The sequence below is a fragment of the Pseudogemmobacter hezensis genome (assembly GCF_013155295.1).
Classification (GTDB): Bacteria; Pseudomonadota; Alphaproteobacteria; order Rhodobacterales; family Rhodobacteraceae; genus Pseudogemmobacter; species Pseudogemmobacter hezensis.
Genome location: NZ_JABJXT010000008.1, coordinates 103,251 through 118,593, shown reverse-complemented (window position 1 = coordinate 118,593; position 15,343 = coordinate 103,251). Strand labels below are relative to the sequence as shown.

Here is a 15,343-nt window from a genome sequence, read left to right as displayed (position 1 = left end):
CACGATTTTGGGTTAACAATCGGGAATGAATATGCCCCGGGATTTGCCTTGCCAGGACGAGGAAGCCTTGCTGCTGGCCCGCTATGCCAGCGGCGATGCCGAGGCGGCGCGGCTTTTGACGGCCCTGCTTTTGCCGCGGCTGCTGGCCTTTGCCAGCCGGATGTGCGGCGGCGACCGGGCTGAGGCAGAGGATATCGCCCAGGAGGCGATGTTCCGTCTGTGGCGGGCCGCCCCTGGCTGGCGCGAGGGCGAGGCGCGTGTCTCGACCTGGGCCTATCAGGTGGTCTCGAACCTGGCGACGGATCGCTATCGCAGCCGCAAGCGGCGCGAGCGTCATACTGGCGGCACCCCGCTTGAGCTGACCGACGCGCCCGATGCTGCGGATCCCGGCCCCGGCGCCGAGGCGCAGCTGATTGCGGCGCAACGGATGGCGGCGCTGGACCGGGCGCTGAATGATCTGCCGCCGCGCCAGCGTGAGGCGGTGGTGCTGCGCCATCTTGAGGGGTTCTCGAACCCCGAGATCGCGGCGGTGATGAATGTGGGTGTCGAGGCGGTTGAAAGCCTGACGGCAAGGGGGCGGCGGGCGCTTGCGGCTGCTCTGGCGGGGCAGCGGGCGCTGCTGGGATTTGAGGGAGAGTAAGCGATGGCAGACAATCAGCTCAGCATGTCGGAACTTGATCGGGTCTTTGCCAGGCTGCGGGCCAGTGAGGCTGCCCCCTCGGATGCGCTTTTTGCCCGGGTGATGAATGATGCAATCGCGCAGATGCCGGCAGCGGCGGCGCAAACTGAGCAGGCTGCCGGTCTGGCTGTTGATCTGGCAGTTCGGGGCGATCTGGCCCCGGCTTCCCACTCGGGCAGCTCAGCCGGGATGCCCGCCGCGCCCAGAACTGCAGCGCCCAGAACCGCGCGGTCTCGGCCTGGGGTGTTTGTATCTGGGCCGCCTGTATCTGGCCTGTCACGGCTTTGGGCGGCGCTGAGTGCGGGTTTTGGCGGCGCCGGTGTGGTGGCCTCGCTTGGGGCGGTGATGATGGCGGCGCTGTTTCTGGGCTATACCGATCCGGCCGGGCTTGGCGATAACTTCCTGCCGGCCTCTGCCGCAGAGGATGGTCTCGAGATCGAGCCGGTTGCCATTTATTTTCTGGCCGGAGGCTGATTGGACATGAGTGATAACGGGTCTCATATGGCTGGGAATGATAAGATGGACAGCCCCTCGGATACAGGTGCCGCGACTGCTGCTGCGGTCGTCAGAACACGCGGCTGGGTGCGGGCTTTGCTGGTGGTGTCGCTGGCGCTGAACCTGGCCATTGGCGGGCTTTGGGCCGGGATCTGGCTGGGGCATGAGGGCGGCGGCGGGCGACGTGACAACGGGCTTGGGCCGCTGGCAACCGCAATGCGCGGCGAGGACTGGCGGGCCATGCGTGAGGCCTGGGTCAGCCGCCAGCCAGAGATGAAGCGCGGCCATCAGCAGCTGCGCGAGGATTACGATCCCCTGCTGGCCGCGCTGCGGGCCGAGCCATTTGACCCGGCCGCGATGCAGACGGCGCTTGCGACGATATCGCTGCACAACAGCCGCCGGCTGACCAGCGCCAGCGATGTCATCGGTGCCTATCTTGCGACGCTGAATGATAAAGAGCGGCTGGCCTATGCGCATCGTCTGGAAGAGGCCCTGCGCCCACCGCCAAAGCGCAAAGACTGAGCCCCCAAGCCAGGGCACCTGTGGTTTTTCGGGCTGTCCTTCCCGCCTTGCTGTGATGATCCGTGACTTTGCTTCAGGATCTTTGATCCGGGTCAGAAATCCGGGCCAGAAACCTGGGCCTGCGATCCGGGGCTAAGAATCGGGCCTGAGATTCGGGCCTGAGATTCGGGTAAGGGGCAAAGGACCAGGGCAGCTTCTTCTTTGCGTCTGTTGCGGCGCGGGGGTAGAGGGGGCATGCTGTTCTGTGCGGCCATGAATACCTCGGGCTGACCGGGCCATGCGCGTGCCCGGCTTTCCCGGGGCGGATGCTGTTGCAGACGGTCGCTTGCGTTTTGCCCAAAGGCCCGTCCATGTCCCTTTCCCCTGCTGATCTTCTGGCCAGCCTGCTGGCGGCCCCGCCGCGCCCCACCGATGAAGCCCCGCGCGACGCGCGTGGCCTTTATGGCCTGGTCGATCACCTGGGTGTGCTGCGCTATATCGGCTCGACCAGCTCTCAGCGGCAAAGCCTGCATGAGCGTATCCATCATCGGCACCGCAGCGGATCTGAGGGGATGAGCCACTATTTCTCGGCCATGTATAATGTTGGCCGCATGTGGCGCGACCGCAATGATACGCTCAGCCGCGAGGATGGCACACTCGCAAAGACGCTGCGCCGCGCCTTTATAAGCGATCATTGCCGGGCGATCTGGCTGGTCTTGCCCGACAGCGCCAATATCGCCTGGGCTGAGGCCGAGGTGATCCGCCTGGCCCCGGAGGGGGCCACAGCCTGGAATCGCCGCCAGACCCCGCCCGGCGAAGAGCCGGTGGCGCAGGTCGAGGCGACGCTGGCGCGGCTGGGCTGGGGGGCTGCTGAGCGGGCCGCGCTGGAGCGTCAGCGGCTGCGCTTTCTGACGGCCCGGGTGACCTCGGGGATAAAGGGCATGCCTCTGGCCGCGGCGAAGGCCCCGTCACAGCTTTCGTCACGGCTCTCGTCACGGCTCCCGGCACAGCCTGTGTCAAAGCCTGGCGTGGCACCTGTTCCAAAACCGCCCGCAGGGATGACACCCTTTCCCAAGGGGCCGTTTCGCTTCTTTGCGCTGGATGTCGAGACGGCCAACCATGACCGTGGCAGCATCTGCCAGATTGGTGTTGCCGCCGTTCGCCCCGACAATTCGGTCGAGACCTGGGTGACCTATGTCGATCCGCAGACCGACCGCTGGGCCTTTACCTGGCTGCACCGGATCAGCGCGAAAACGGTGCGCGGCGCCCCGATCTTTGCCCAGGTTCTGCCGGTGCTGCAGGCCGCATTGCAGGGCACGACGGTCTATCAGCATTCCAGTTTTGACAGCGGGGCGATTGCGGCGGCCTGCCGCCACAACGGGCTTCCGGTGCCCGACTGGCGCTGGCGCGATTCCGTGCAGGTGGCCCGCGCCGCCTGGCCAGAGCTGCGCGGCAATGGCGGTCATGGCCTGGCCAGCCTGCGCCAGCATCTGGGCCTTCAGTTCGAGCATCACGACGCCGGAGAGGATGCCCGCGCCGCCGCCGAGGTGGTCTTGCATGCCGAAGGGGCGCGGCTGACCCTGACGCCCGGGCTCGGCGCTGGTCCGGGCCCGGCGGCAAAGCCCGTGGCGCAAGCCGATGAGGATTTCAGCCTGATCGAGGATGATCCCGCGCCTGCGTCCCCGCCGGCCCTGGCTGAACCGGGGCAGGGCGCAGGTCCGCCCCGATCAGAAGGCACAGCGCCCGCAGACGGCGATGAAACACCTGCGGATACACCGGCAGATACACCGGCAGATACACCTGCGCATATGTCTGCAGCCTTGCCTGCGCTGATCGGGGTTACCGAAATCACCCAGGGCAATATCGACCACAATCACATCTATCTGCGCCCGTTTTTTGAACGTTTCCCGGCGGATGCGATTGGCGGCTCCGGCCGTGCCAGCGCCGCCGCGCGTGAGATTTCGCTTGACTGGGGGGGCGATCAGCTGGTGATGACCGATCTCGATGGCAGCAAACGCTTCTTTCGCAAACGCGGCTGGACGCGGGATTTCTTTATCCGTTTCGGGGTGAAGGCGGGAGACCGCGTCGCGGTGACCCAGACCGCCCCATATCGCTATCGCATCGCCCTTTGCGCCAAAGACGCGGAGGGCTGAGCCGGATCCGCTGCGGCTGTCTTAAACAGGCTGCAGCCTGGTTTCGGGCGCGGGGGCAAGTGCTTTTGCGACAGCCCTCACGCGCCACTCTTCACGCAGCAGCGCTTGCGGCTGCGGGGGCCGGGGCTATGATCGCCGCATGGGATTCGTTAACCTTCTTAAACTCAGCGTCGGCTCTGAAAGCGTCGCCGATCTTGTCGCCTGGCAAGAGCAGAACGCCGTGCATTGGCCGCAGGGGCGGGCGGGCCATGTCACCCGCATGTGGCCAAAACGCGAGGCAGAGCTGCTGGCGGGCGGCTCGCTTTACTGGGTGATTAAGGGGGTGATCCTGTGCAGGCAGCGGGTGCTGGCGCTTGAGCAGGTCGATCACGGCGACGGGATTGCCCGCTGTGCCATCATCCTGGATCGTGAGATCATCCGCACCGCGCCCGCCCCGCGCAGGCCGTTTCAGGGCTGGCGCTATATCGCCCCTGAGGATGTGCCGCCCGATCTGATCGCGGGCCGCGACGGCGATGACAGCCTGCCGCCCGAACTGGAGCGTGCGCTTTCCGAAATCGGCCTGCGCTGAGATCTGATCGCTTTGAATTCAGCTGGCCTTAATGGTCGCGCGTCATGCCGTCGCGTCATCCGCATGGCCGGGCTGTCTTGCCTTGGCCATGCGCTGCAACAGCACCCCAGGGCCTCAGCCGTTGCGGGTAAAGCGGCCCTCGATCACGGCACCGCTTTCGATCACCAGCGTCTGGTAGCCGATATCTGCGGCAACCTGGGCGGCCGAGCGCATCACGAATTGCCGGCTGCTGACCTTGCCATCAAGGCGGCCATTCACCTCGACGCTGCCTGCGTTCACGGTGCCTGATACCCGGCCATTTTGCCCCACGATCAGGCCGTCGGCGGTGATATTGCCGTCAACCTCACCGAGGATTTCCAGCGCGCCGGTCGAGGTGATCTCTCCGGTGATCTTCAGATCCGGGCCAAGCACCGAGCGATTGGCATTGCTGCGCCCTGCGCCATGGGGCGCTGCGGGTTCAGAGGTCTGGTCGGCGGTTTTCGAGAACATGGCTGAACTTTCTGCAATCCACTTGCGCCAGTTAAGGCGTATTTGTGGCCTATGGGTCAAGGGTGCCCAAGCGGCATGGGCCAGCGAAACATCGATTATCGCAAAAATACGCCAGCCCCGGCGGCAGGAGGCGCAGATCCGCATATTGCACCATGCCCACCTGAATGCTGCCCGCCCCATGCTGCCCCGCTACGATACAGCCGCCATGCTGCCCGGCCTGTAGGATGCCAGGCCTATAGGATGACCGACCTGTATCTTGCAAAGGCGCAGGCCTGGCGCGATAAGGCGACTGTCTGGTGCTCTGACCAGGGGGCTTCTGGCCGAACCTTTGTGCGGCGGGTCTTATGGGCAGAGATAATCGGGAACACGGTGCAACTCCGTGACGTGCCCAACGCTGTAAGGTGGACCGGGCGGCAGATACCACTGGCCGGATGGCCGGGAAGGTGCCGCAGCGGGGCGAAGCCAAGTCAGAAGACCGGCCAGACCAGAATGACCGATGCCACGCGGACGGTGGCAGGGTCACCGATGGTCAGGCAGGGGAATGTCATGACAAGAGATCGTAAGAATGCCGGAGCCGGGCCGTCGGCCAGTCCGGAACTGATAGGGGCGGCGCGCTCAAAGCTGGATGCCCTGGCTGATAAAGGGGCGCAGGAAAGGCCGAAACTGGCCCGCGCCGCGGCCTTCAGCCCAGAGGAACGCCGGGCGGTCTATCGCGCGATCCATGAGCGCCGCGATGTGCGTTCGCAATTCCTGCCCGATCCCATCGCAGATGAGGTTCTGCTGCGTCTGTTGCAGGCGGCGCATGCGGCCCCTTCGGTCGGGCTGTCGCAGCCCTGGAATTTCATCCTGGTCCGCGACCAGGCGGTTCGGGCACAGGTGCGGGCGGCCTTTGAAGCCACCAATGCCGAGGCCGCGCAGATGTTCGCGCCCGGCCAAAGGGCGCTTTATTCCGCGCTGAAGCTGCAGGGCATATCCGAGGCCCCGGTCAGCCTTTGCATCACCTGCGACCGGGATCGCGGCGGGCCTGTGGTGCTGGGGCGCACCCATGACCTGGACACCGATCTCTATTCAACGGTCTGCGCGGTGCAAAACCTCTGGCTGGCCGCGCGGGCCGAGGGGGTGGGTGTCGGTTGGGTCAGCATCTTTCGGCCGGGCGATCTGGCGCAGATCCTTGGCCTGCCGGAACGCGTGGTGCCGGTCGCCTGGCTTTGCCTTGGCTATGTCAAAGACCTCTATGACGGGCCAGAGCTGGAGGCGCGGGGTTGGGCCACACGTCAGCCGCTGCAGCAGATGGTATTCTCTGACCGCTGGCAGGGCGAGCCACCGGATTTTGTAAAAACTGAAGGGTGATGGCCTGGGCGGATTCCCCCAAGGGGGCCGCCCGCCCCGGCGAGGGGGCACCAATCCGGCGGGAGGCACCCATCCGGCGGCGGGTTTATCTGGCGCCGTAAAGCTCGGCCGCGCGGCGTTCAAAGGCGCGGACGATGCGCTGCATGGCCTCATTGAACACCAGCCCGATCACGCCCTGCAAGATCGCATTCCTGAACTCGAAATCGACGAAGAAGGTCACCTCGCAGCCGCCGCTGTCCAGATCCCGAAACCCCCAGTTCGAGCGCATATAGCGGAAGGGGCCGTCGATATACTCGGTCAGGATCTGTTTTTGCCCGGGCAAAAGCGTCACCCGGCTGCCAAAACGCTCGCGGAAGACTTTGAACGAGATCACCAGATCCGCCTCAAGCAATTCGCCGCCCTCGACCGGCCTGCGCGAGCGGATCCGCGCCGCCGCATTCCAGGGCAGGAATTTCGGATAGCTTTCGACATCGGCCACGAGATTGTACATCTCCTGTGCCGTCCAGGGCAGATTGCGGGTTTCGTTGTGCTTTGGCATTTCAGACCGTCGTTTCGGCTATGGCCCCATCTCGCCCCCCAGGGCGGGGATTTCAAGGGCAATGACCACAGGAATCAGGCTTAGGGCCCCAGTTTCCGCTTTTCCCGCCACGCAATAGGCGCGAAAAGGAAGGCTGCATCTCCACAATCCCCGGCGGTGCCGCGTTATCTTTGACCCATTCCGATGCCCAGGCCGATGACCAATTCCACCTCTGATCCCTCTGCCATCCCGTCCGGCCCTGTGGCCACCACCGCGCCTGCTTCTGCGCCCGCCACTGCACGCCCCTATGTCATTGATCAGCTGATCAGCGCCAAGGCGATTGCCGCGCGTATCGAGACCCTCGCGCGTGAGATCACCCAGGCCTTTCATGACACCGAAAAGCTGGTGGTGGTCGGGCTGCTGCGCGGCTCTTTCGTCTTTATCGCCGATCTGGTGCGCGAGATTAACCTGCCCGTCGAGGTCGATTTCCTTGAGGCCTCGTCTTACGGGAATACGACGCAAAGCTCGCGTGAGGTGCGGATCCTGAAAGATCTGCGCGGCGAGATCCAGGGCCGTGACGTGCTGGTGGTCGAGGATATCGTCGATACCGGACACACGCTGACCCATGTGAAAACCCTGCTGATGTCGCGCCAGCCAAAGCGACTGGAGATCTGTGCGCTGCTTGATAAGCCCTCGCGCCGCGAGGTGCCGATCCGCGCCAGCTGGACCGGATTCGAGATCCCCGATGAGTTTGTCGTCGGCTATGGGATTGATTTCGCGCAGCGCAATCGCAACCTTCCCTATATCGGCAAGGTCCGGTTTACCGATCAGGGTTAAGTCAGGTCTGGCTCAGGTCTGATCAGCGCAGGACAGAGGGAAGGCTGCTCGATGAACATAATGGCATGGATGATCCGCGCGTCCCGCTGGGCAAGGAATCCGCCTCCGATGAGCCGGGTGCTGCTGGTGCTGGGGGTGATCGCGGCCGCGCTGCTGATCGCCGGGGCAGAATGGCTCTGGGGCTGGCCCGAATGGCTGAAGGTCAACCGTCTGCGGCCCGGCTTGCCGCACTGATTGCCCCATTGATCGCCGGGCAGGCGCAGTCACAAACATCATTTCGCAAACGCGGGCGTTGTCCGCCGCAGCACTTTCATGCGCGCAATCCGGCGGCAGCGGGGCGTTTTGTCATCGGCCCAATGGCCAAAAAGGCTTGACGTGGCCTGCCTGCGGCGTTTCCCTGCGGGAGATGGTTCCTGCTGCCATCCTTCGGGCAAGTCCCGGGGTGCGGGCAGCGGGTGAAAAGGGAACGGGGTGCGGCGCTTTTGGTGCCAAATCCCCGACTGCCCCCGCAACTGTAAGCGGCGAGCCTTTCTTCAGCAGCCACTGGCCCTGACGGGTCGGGAAGGCGAAGAGGGGCCGCGACCCGCAAGTCAGGAGACCTGCCATCATCACGACCACCTTTCAGCCGGGGCGGGGAGTCCCGGAAGGAGATTTTGATGATTTCTGCAAGCCCCCGGTCCCCCGGGCCAGATAGCGCTGTCGCCAAACATGGGCTGTTGCCCGCGCCACGCCATATTGATCCCGCCCCAAACCGCATAGCCCCATTCCCAGACACTGCCGCTCTGACCCTGGCGTCGCGGTCTCAGCCCCCCCAGCCTCAGGCTCTGCCCGCGATAGAGCTGCGCCGCGTTGTCTTGCCCGGCCAGCCGCTGGCGCAGGATCGGCGCAAATGGCCGCGTTTCAGCCTTAGCCTGCCGCGCGGGGCGAAGATTGCGCTTTGCAGCGCCGACCCGGTCCTGGCCGAGGGGGTCCTGGACCTGGTCACCCGCCGGGCGGCGGCGCTTGCGGGCACGGTCTGCCTTGATGGGCGCGATATCTGGTTGCTCAGCCCGGCTGAGATCCGCAGCAAGATCGCCTGGCTGCCCGCCCCGGATCAGGGCGATCCTGAGGCGAGCCTCTGGCAGACCCTGGTGCGAGAGGTCTTGCCCCGGGGCTGCGACTGGGGCGAGGTGCATGACCCCGATCAGCGCCAGGCCATCACCGATGCGCTGGATCTGGTCGGGCTGGGGGCGCTGGCCGGGGCGAAACTGGGCAGCCTTGCTTCGGCGCAAAGGCTGGCGCTGCGGATCGCGCTTGCGCTGGTGCACCGCCCCGGTGTGCTTGTGCTGGCGCTGGACGAAATCGAGCCTGCCGCAACCCAGGTTTTGGGGCTGCTGGCGGGCGAGAGCGAGCTGTCGGTCCTGATGACCGCGCGGCCAGGGCAGATCCTGCCCGAAGGCGTGACCAGGGTGCAGCTGTAAGCATCTGCCGGGGATCAAAGGCCGCGCCGGATAATGTCGCAGGCGCCCCTTGACGCCTGCGATTGGCGGCGGTCCAGGCGGGGCACAGGGGCACAGGGGCACAGGGGCGCAGGCAGGCCTGGCCCAGGGCGCGAGATCCGTTCAGGCCAGCGCGGAAGGTTTCAGCTGGTTGTGCAACAGGCGCAGCGCATATTCTGTGGCCTGTCTGCGCACCTCTGCCCGGCCCAGAGGGCCGAAATCGCGGGTCTCGGTCACGCTTGCCCGCCCGCGCTGTGCCAGGCCAAAGCAGACCCGGCCTTCGGGCTTATGCTCGCTGCCACCAGGGCCTGCGATCCCGGTGACAGAGACCGCGATATGCGCCAGCGAATGGGCCAACGCGCCCTCGGCCATTTCGCGGGCGACCTCTTCGCTGACCGCGCCGTGGGCGCTCAGCGTTTTCTCAAAGACGCCCAGCATCTGCTGCTTTGCGGCATTGGAATAGGTGACAAAGCCGCGCTCGAACACATCGGATGCGCCGGGGATTTCGGTCAGCGCCGCTGCGACCATGCCCCCGGTGCAGCTTTCGGCGGTGGTGACCATCTGGGCGCGGGCACGGGCCTCTTGCAGCACCGCCTCGGCGAGGGTTGCGATCACATCAGCCATGGTTGCAGCACCGCATGATAAAGCCCCGCCAGGATTACAGATCCCACGCCCGCGAACAGCCCCGCATAGACATCATCCAGCATCACCCCCGCCGCATCGCCACGACGGTCGGCCTGGCCGATGATCCAGGGCTTCCAGATGTCAAACAGCCGGAACAGCACGAAAGGCGCGACCCAGGCAGGCCAGGCCCCCCACCACAGCCCGATATAAAGGCCGTGGTTCATCGCCGGAATCGCGGTGAAGCTAAGCGCGATCCACTGGCCTGCCACCTCGTCGATCACCACCTCAGAGGGGTCGCTGTCATCACGGCCCCGCAGATAAAGCGGCACCGCCCAAAACCCAAGCACCGTGGCCGCCACCGCGCCCAGTGGCACCAGCCAGTAAAGCCCCTGGTTCATCGCCAAAAGCCCCAGCAGCACCGCCGCCAGCGAGGCCCAGGTGCCCGAGGCCGGGCGCAGATGGCCGATCCCGAAAAATGTTGCGACTGCGTTGATCATGCTTTCACCAATAGGGCTGTTGCGATTGCGGCGATACCCTCTTCGCGGCCGGTGAAGCCCAGCCGCTCGGATGTGGTGGCCTTGACGCTGATCCGCGCCGCTTCAAGCCCCATGATCTCAGACAGCGCCGCCTGCATCGCGCCTGCATGGGGGCCTATCTTCGGGCGCTCGCAGATCAGGGTGACGTCGCAGTTTGAGATGGAAAAACCCATTTCAGCCGCCAACGCCACGGCATGGCGCAGGAAAATATGGCTTTCCGCGCCCTTCCACTGCGGGTCTGAGGGCGGGAAATGGCGGCCGATATCGCCCTGGGCCAGCGCGCCATAGATGGCATCGGTCAGCGCATGCATGCCGACATCGGCGTCCGAGTGGCCAAGCAGCGCCTTCTCATGCGGCACCCTGACGCCGCAAAGCCAGAGGTGATCGCCCGTCGTAAAGGCGTGCACGTCAAAGCCATTGCCCATGCGGATATCCATAGCATCTCCTTTCGCATCGCGCGTCCCGGCGCTGAGCGCCAAACCCGCGCCGGCGCTGAGCGCCAAAATTTGCCCGGCGCGTTGCGCCAAAATCTGTTCGGCGCGGGGGAAATCCGCAGCCCAGGTAAGTTTGAGATTGTCTTCCTCGCCCTCGACAATCGCCACCGGAAGACCCGCAGCCAGTGCCAGCCCGACATCATCGGCGGCGGTGCCGGTCATGTCAGAGCGATGGGCGGTAAGGATGGCGTTGAAGTGAAACCCCTGCGGGGTCTGGGCGCGAAACAGCCCGTCACGCGGCTGCAGCCCGGTGACGCGGCCCGAGGCACCGCGCCACAGCGCATCGGTCACCGCCAGCGCAGGCGCGGCAGCCGGGTGGGTTTCCAGCGCCGCGATCACCCGGGCGATCAGCGCCTGGCTGACCAGAGGCCGGGCGCCGTCATGGATCAGCACCTGCGCGAACGCCTTGTCCGCCATCGCCTCAAGCGCGTTGCGCACCGAGGCGGCGCGGCTGGCGCCCCCCTCGACAATCACCGTATCGGGGGCGAGGCGGTCGCACAGATCCTGCGCCTTTGCGCGATCGTCGGGATGAACAACCAGCACCCGCGAAAAGCCCGCGAAAGCGGCCAGGGTATGGGCCAGCACGGGCCTGTCACCCAGCATGCGCCATTGCTTGGGCTGATCGCCCCCGGCCCGCAGCCCGCGCCCGGCGGCGGTGATCACCACCAGCACCCCGTCTGGGGCGGTTTTCTCAGGCGGGGGGGGCGCTGAAATCTGGCTCTCGCTTGTCACGAAGGATAGGCCTCGGCTTGGGACATCTGCGGCAAGGCCCGACCGCGTCATTGGCATAGGCCAAAACGGGCAGGCTGGGTCTGGTGCTTTGCTTCTAGGCCAGGCGGGGGCGGCTGACAATCTGCGGCATTTCTGCCTGTTTATTATGCATCCATGCCTAAATATTGCGCTATGCCTCTTTCCAGGGCAGTTGTGCCCAGGAATCATCCGGCCCCTTGCCTTGGAAATGGGCCAGAGCCTGCCTAGCACTGACTCTGAGACAGAAGGAAACCGCCCTTGGCCCGCAATTCCGGCCCCGATACTGCCACCCAGAAGCCGGTCGCCCCGAATCCGGTTTTGAATGCTGCACCACAGTCGCAGGCGGCTGGGGTGCGGCTGGGAGATCTGCGCCTTTGGCCCCCGGTCTTTCTGGCGCCGCTGGCCGGGATCACCGATCTGCCGAACCGCCGCCTGGTGGGATCCTTCGGGGCGGGGCTGGTCGTCTCTGAGATGATCGCCTCGGATGAGGTATTGCGCAACCGCCCCGAAGCCCGCGCCCGTGCCGAGCTGGGCTTTGGCGAGGGCGCGACCAGCGTGCAGCTGGCAGGCCGTGACCCTGCGCTGATGGCCGAGGCCGCGAAATGGTGTGAGGGGCAGGGCGCCCGGATCATCGACATCAATATGGGCTGCCCGTCGAAACGGGTGACGACGGGGCTGTGCGGCTCGGCGCTTTTGAAGGATCTGGATCTGGCGACGCAGCTGATCGAGGCGGTGGTGGGCGCGGTGCAGGTTCCGGTCACGCTGAAAACCCGGCTGGGCTGGGATGATCAGCTGCTGAACGCCCCCGATCTGGCACGCCGCGCCCAGGGCGTTGGCGTGCAGATGGTGGTGATCCATGGCCGCACCCGCTGCCAGTTCTACAAGGGCGCGGCGGATTGGGCGGCGATCCGGCGGGTGAAAGAGGCGGTCTCGATCCCGGTGATCGCCAATGGCGATATCACTGACGCAAAGACCGCAGCCGAGGCGCTGGCCCTGTCGGGCGCGGATGGGGTGATGATCGGGCGCGGGGCGCAGGGGGCGCCCTGGCGGCTGGCTGAGATCGGCCATGCGCTTTACGGCACGCCCGCGCCGCAGATCCCCGATGGGGCCGCCCGCGCCGCGATGATCATCGGCCATTACGATGAGATCCTCGAATTCTACGGGCTGCAGCTGGGCCTGCGCTGCGCGCGCAAGCATCTGGGCTGGTATCTCGAAGAGGCGGGGCTGGAACATGCCCGTGAGGGCGTGCTGACCGCGACAGATCCGGCTGCGGTGCGCGCCCTGATCGCCGCCGCATTCGCCGAAACAGAGGAGGCCGCATGAGCAGCTATCGTTCCCCCTGGCCGGTTCCGGGCGTCGTCTGGGCCTCGCTGCCACTGCCTGCGCTGCTGGTCGGGCCGGACGGCCTGATCCGCGAGGCCAATCCGGCGGCGGAAAGCTTTCTGAACGCCTCGGCGAAATCGCTGTTCGGCCAGCCGGTGCTGGACCGCATCATGATCGACGCGCCGATGGAAGAGGCCTTTAGCCGCGCCCGCGCCAATCAGGCGCCGATGAAGATCAATGATGCCGATGTCACCAGCGGCGACCGCGCCCCGGTGCAATGCGGCGTCCATATCGCGCCGATGCATGACCAGCCGGAATATCTGATGCTGATCTTCAGCCCGCGCGAGATTGCCGACCGCCTTGGCCGGGCGGGGGCCTCGAAAACGGCGGCGAAATCGGCAATCGGCATGGCCGAGATGCTGGCGCATGAGATCAAGAACCCGCTTGCCGGGATCTCTGGCGCGGCGCAGCTTTTGTCGATGAGCCTGACGCCCGAAGACCGCGAGATGACCGATCTGATCGTCGAGGAAACCAGGCGCATCGTGAAGCTCTTGGAACAGGTCGAGCAATTCGGCAATCTGCGCCCGCCAGAGCGCCGTGCCGTCAATATCCATGATGCGCTGGATCGCGCCCGACGCTCGGGTCTGGTGGGCTTTGCCTCGCATATGACGATCCAGGAGGATTACGACCCCTCGCTGCCGCCGACTTTCGCCGATCCCGATCAGCTGATGCAGGTCTTTCTGAACCTGATCAAAAACGCGGCCGAGGCGGCGGGCCGTCAGGGGGGCACCATCCGGCTGCGCACCTTCTATGACCTCAGCCTGCGCATGCGCCGCAAGGATGGCAGCCAGGGCGCGCTGCCCCTGAATGTCGAGGTGATTGACGATGGCCCCGGCCTGCCGCCCGATATCGCCGCTGAGGTCTTCGACCCCTTCGTCTCGGGGCGCGAGAATGGCACCGGGCTGGGCCTGGCGCTGGTCTCAAAGATCATTGCCGATCATGAGGGCTGGATCTCGGTCGATTCCGTGCCCGGGCGCACCGTGTTCCGCCTGTCGCTGCCGATGGTGCCCAAAGAGGCAAAGCCTGACTCTGATAAGCCCGAAACCGCTAAGAAAGAGGTGTAAGTGATGGATGGAACGGTTCTGGTTGCCGATGACGACCGCACGATCCGCACGGTTCTGACCCAGGCGCTGACGCGGGCGGGATGCAAGGTTCATGCCACCTCCAGCCTGATGACGCTGATGCGTTGGGTGGAAGAGGGCAAGGGCGATCTGGTGATCTCGGATGTGATCATGCCTGACGGGAACGGGCTTGATGCGCTGCCCCGGATCTCGCGTATGCGCCCCGGCCTGCCGGTGATCGTGATAAGCGCGCAAAACACCATCATGACGGCGATCCAGGCCGCCGAGGCCGAGGCGTTCGACTATCTGCCCAAACCCTTCGATTTGCCCGATCTGATGAAACGCTCGGCCCGCGCGCTGGAGCAAAAGCGCCGTGCAGCCCCCGTGGCGGCCCCGGTGCGCGAACCGGCCGAGGAACTGCCGCTGGTGGGCCGGACGCCTGCGATGCAGGCTTTGTACCGGCTGGTTGCGCGGGTGATGAACACCGATATTCCGGCGCTGATCACTGGCGAATCGGGCACCGGAAAAAGCCTGCTTGCCCGGGCGATCCACGATTTTTCCGACCGTCGCACGCTGCCTTTCGTCACCGCCAGCGCCAGTGATCTGCAAGGGGTCGAGGGGCCAAGCTCGCTGATCGCGCGGGCGCGGGGCGGCTCGGTCGTCTTTGATGAGATCGGTGATTTCGACGATGACGCCCAGGCGCGGGTGGTGCGGCTGCTGGATATGCTGGGCGATGATTCCATGGCCGGAAAAGCGCCGCGGATCCTTGCCACCAGCCAGGTTGATCTGGCCGGGCGGATGGAGGCGGGCAGCTTCCGCCAGGATCTTTACTACCGTCTTGGCGGCGTGATGCTGCATGTGCCGTCCTTGCGTGAGCGGGTCGAGGATATCCCGCTTCTGGCCGAGCATTTCCTGGCCAAAGGCGAGCGCGATTTCGGCACCATCCGCCAGCTGGCCCCCGACGCGCGCGAGCTGATCCGCAACCACTCCTGGCCCGGCAATGTGCGCCAGCTGGAAAACGCGATCCGCCGCCTGCTGGTCACCGCCTCTGACGCCGAGATCAGCCGCGCCGAGGTGGCAGCCGTGCTGGGCCAGCTGCCAGTGGCAGAGCCAAGCCGTGGCGTGATGGAAAGCGAAAAGCTCTCGGCCACCGTGATGCGGCATCTGAAGCGCTACTTCGATCTGCACGGCGGCCAGCTGCCGCCGCCGGGCGTTTACCAGCGTATTTTGCGCGAGGTGGAAGGCCCGCTGATCGAGATTGCGCTGGATGCGACGGGCGGAAACCAGGCAAGATGTGCCGATCTTCTTGGGATAAACCGCAATACTTTGCGCAAGAAGATCACAGATCTGGATATTCACGTGACACGGCGCAGGAAGCTGATGTAAAACCGCAACATCAAGCGTGGCAGACGGGTCGCATTACGGCCC

At 65.4% G+C, this 15,343-nt stretch carries 17 protein-coding genes and 2 riboswitches; of the genes, 12 read left to right on the top strand and 5 right to left on the bottom strand.

Features of this window, described 5'->3' with window-relative positions; genetic code table 11:
- Positions 1 to 25: 25 nt before the first annotated feature.
- The 5 genes from HOY34_RS10805 to HOY34_RS10785 all read left to right on the top strand — a co-directional run bounded on the left by HOY34_RS10805 (position 26) and on the right by HOY34_RS10785 (position 4,396).
- Entirely contained in the window at positions 26 to 640 is a 615-nt protein-coding gene (locus HOY34_RS10805) for an RNA polymerase sigma factor (RefSeq protein WP_172362655.1), read from the top strand.
- A 3-nt stretch (positions 641 to 643) separates the two neighbouring features.
- Entirely contained in the window at positions 644 to 1,153 is a 510-nt protein-coding gene (locus HOY34_RS10800; protein WP_172362653.1) for a hypothetical protein, read from the top strand.
- A gap of 27 nt (positions 1,154 to 1,180) precedes the next feature.
- A complete protein-coding gene (locus HOY34_RS10795) occupies positions 1,181 to 1,696 on the top strand; it encodes a periplasmic heavy metal sensor (protein ID WP_172362651.1) in 516 nt (171 codons plus the stop codon).
- A gap of 350 nt (positions 1,697 to 2,046) precedes the next feature.
- Positions 2,047 to 3,828 carry a 3'-5' exonuclease gene (locus HOY34_RS10790; protein ID WP_172362649.1) on the top strand — a complete coding sequence of 594 codons (1,782 nt, stop codon included), beginning with the start codon at positions 2,047 to 2,049 and terminating at the stop codon, positions 3,826 to 3,828.
- Between the two features lie 139 nt (positions 3,829 to 3,967).
- Complete coding sequence (locus HOY34_RS10785; protein ID WP_172362647.1) at positions 3,968 to 4,396, top strand: DUF1489 family protein; 429 nt, start codon at positions 3,968 to 3,970, stop codon at positions 4,394 to 4,396.
- Positions 4,397 to 4,510: 114 nt separating this feature from the next.
- On the opposite strand, the gene HOY34_RS10780 is transcribed toward HOY34_RS10785, so the two are convergent.
- A complete protein-coding gene (locus HOY34_RS10780; RefSeq protein ID WP_172362645.1) occupies positions 4,511 to 4,885 on the bottom strand; it encodes a bactofilin family protein in 375 nt (124 codons plus the stop codon).
- A gap of 320 nt (positions 4,886 to 5,205) precedes the next feature.
- Positions 5,206 to 5,383: riboswitch (cobalamin riboswitch) on the top strand.
- Positions 5,384 to 5,431: 48 nt separating this feature from the next.
- Between HOY34_RS10780 and bluB the strand changes: the two genes are divergently transcribed.
- Positions 5,432 to 6,235: a 5,6-dimethylbenzimidazole synthase gene (gene bluB / locus HOY34_RS10775; protein WP_172362643.1), complete on the top strand. Its 804-nt coding sequence runs from the start codon at positions 5,432 to 5,434 to the stop codon at positions 6,233 to 6,235.
- A gap of 85 nt (positions 6,236 to 6,320) precedes the next feature.
- Here bluB and HOY34_RS10770 read toward each other — a convergent pair whose 3' ends face one another.
- A complete protein-coding gene (locus HOY34_RS10770) occupies positions 6,321 to 6,773 on the bottom strand; it encodes a type II toxin-antitoxin system RatA family toxin (RefSeq protein WP_172362641.1) in 453 nt (150 codons plus the stop codon).
- Between the two features lie 195 nt (positions 6,774 to 6,968).
- On the opposite strand from HOY34_RS10770, the gene hpt reads away from it, so the two are divergent.
- From hpt to HOY34_RS10755, 3 genes are all read left to right on the top strand, one after another.
- Positions 6,969 to 7,589, top strand: a complete 621-nt coding sequence (gene hpt, locus HOY34_RS10765) for a hypoxanthine phosphoribosyltransferase (protein WP_172362639.1) — start codon at positions 6,969 to 6,971, stop codon at positions 7,587 to 7,589.
- Positions 7,590 to 7,697: 108 nt separating this feature from the next.
- Positions 7,698 to 7,823: a hypothetical protein gene (locus tag HOY34_RS22315; protein ID WP_301538896.1), complete on the top strand. Its 126-nt coding sequence runs from the start codon at positions 7,698 to 7,700 to the stop codon at positions 7,821 to 7,823.
- 156 nt (positions 7,824 to 7,979) lie between these two features.
- Positions 7,980 to 8,210, top strand: a riboswitch (cobalamin riboswitch).
- A 35-nt stretch (positions 8,211 to 8,245) separates the two neighbouring features.
- Positions 8,246 to 9,049: an ABC transporter ATP-binding protein gene (locus HOY34_RS10755; RefSeq protein WP_172362635.1), complete on the top strand. Its 804-nt coding sequence runs from the start codon at positions 8,246 to 8,248 to the stop codon at positions 9,047 to 9,049.
- A gap of 141 nt (positions 9,050 to 9,190) precedes the next feature.
- Here HOY34_RS10755 and HOY34_RS10750 read toward each other — a convergent pair whose 3' ends face one another.
- The 3 genes from HOY34_RS10750 to HOY34_RS10740 are packed head-to-tail and all read right to left on the bottom strand — an operon-like array spanning position 9,191 to position 11,453.
- Entirely contained in the window at positions 9,191 to 9,691 is a 501-nt protein-coding gene (locus tag HOY34_RS10750) for a CinA family protein (RefSeq protein WP_172362633.1), read from the bottom strand.
- On the bottom strand, positions 9,679 to 10,188 hold the full coding sequence (locus HOY34_RS10745) for a phosphatidylglycerophosphatase A family protein (protein WP_172362631.1): 510 nt from the start codon (positions 10,186 to 10,188) through the stop codon (positions 9,679 to 9,681). The genes HOY34_RS10750 and HOY34_RS10745 overlap by 13 nt, the downstream gene beginning before the upstream one ends.
- Positions 10,185 to 11,453 (bottom strand): bifunctional 2-C-methyl-D-erythritol 4-phosphate cytidylyltransferase/2-C-methyl-D-erythritol 2,4-cyclodiphosphate synthase, encoded by a 1,269-nt coding sequence (locus tag HOY34_RS10740; protein WP_436645197.1) that lies wholly within the window; start codon positions 11,451 to 11,453, stop codon positions 10,185 to 10,187. Before HOY34_RS10740 ends, HOY34_RS10745 begins: the two co-directional genes overlap by 4 nt.
- Positions 11,454 to 11,828: 375 nt before the next feature.
- On the opposite strand from HOY34_RS10740, the gene dusB reads away from it, so the two are divergent.
- The 3 genes from dusB to HOY34_RS10725 are packed head-to-tail and all read left to right on the top strand — an operon-like array spanning position 11,829 to position 15,301.
- Positions 11,829 to 12,794, top strand: a complete 966-nt coding sequence (dusB, locus tag HOY34_RS10735; RefSeq protein WP_172362901.1) for a tRNA dihydrouridine synthase DusB — start codon at positions 11,829 to 11,831, stop codon at positions 12,792 to 12,794.
- Complete coding sequence (locus HOY34_RS10730; protein WP_172362627.1) at positions 12,791 to 13,918, top strand: two-component system sensor histidine kinase NtrB; 1,128 nt, start codon at positions 12,791 to 12,793, stop codon at positions 13,916 to 13,918. Before dusB ends, HOY34_RS10730 begins: the two co-directional genes overlap by 4 nt.
- A gap of 3 nt (positions 13,919 to 13,921) precedes the next feature.
- Entirely contained in the window at positions 13,922 to 15,301 is a 1,380-nt protein-coding gene (locus HOY34_RS10725) for a response regulator (RefSeq protein WP_172362625.1), read from the top strand.
- Positions 15,302 to 15,343 lie beyond the last annotated feature (42 nt).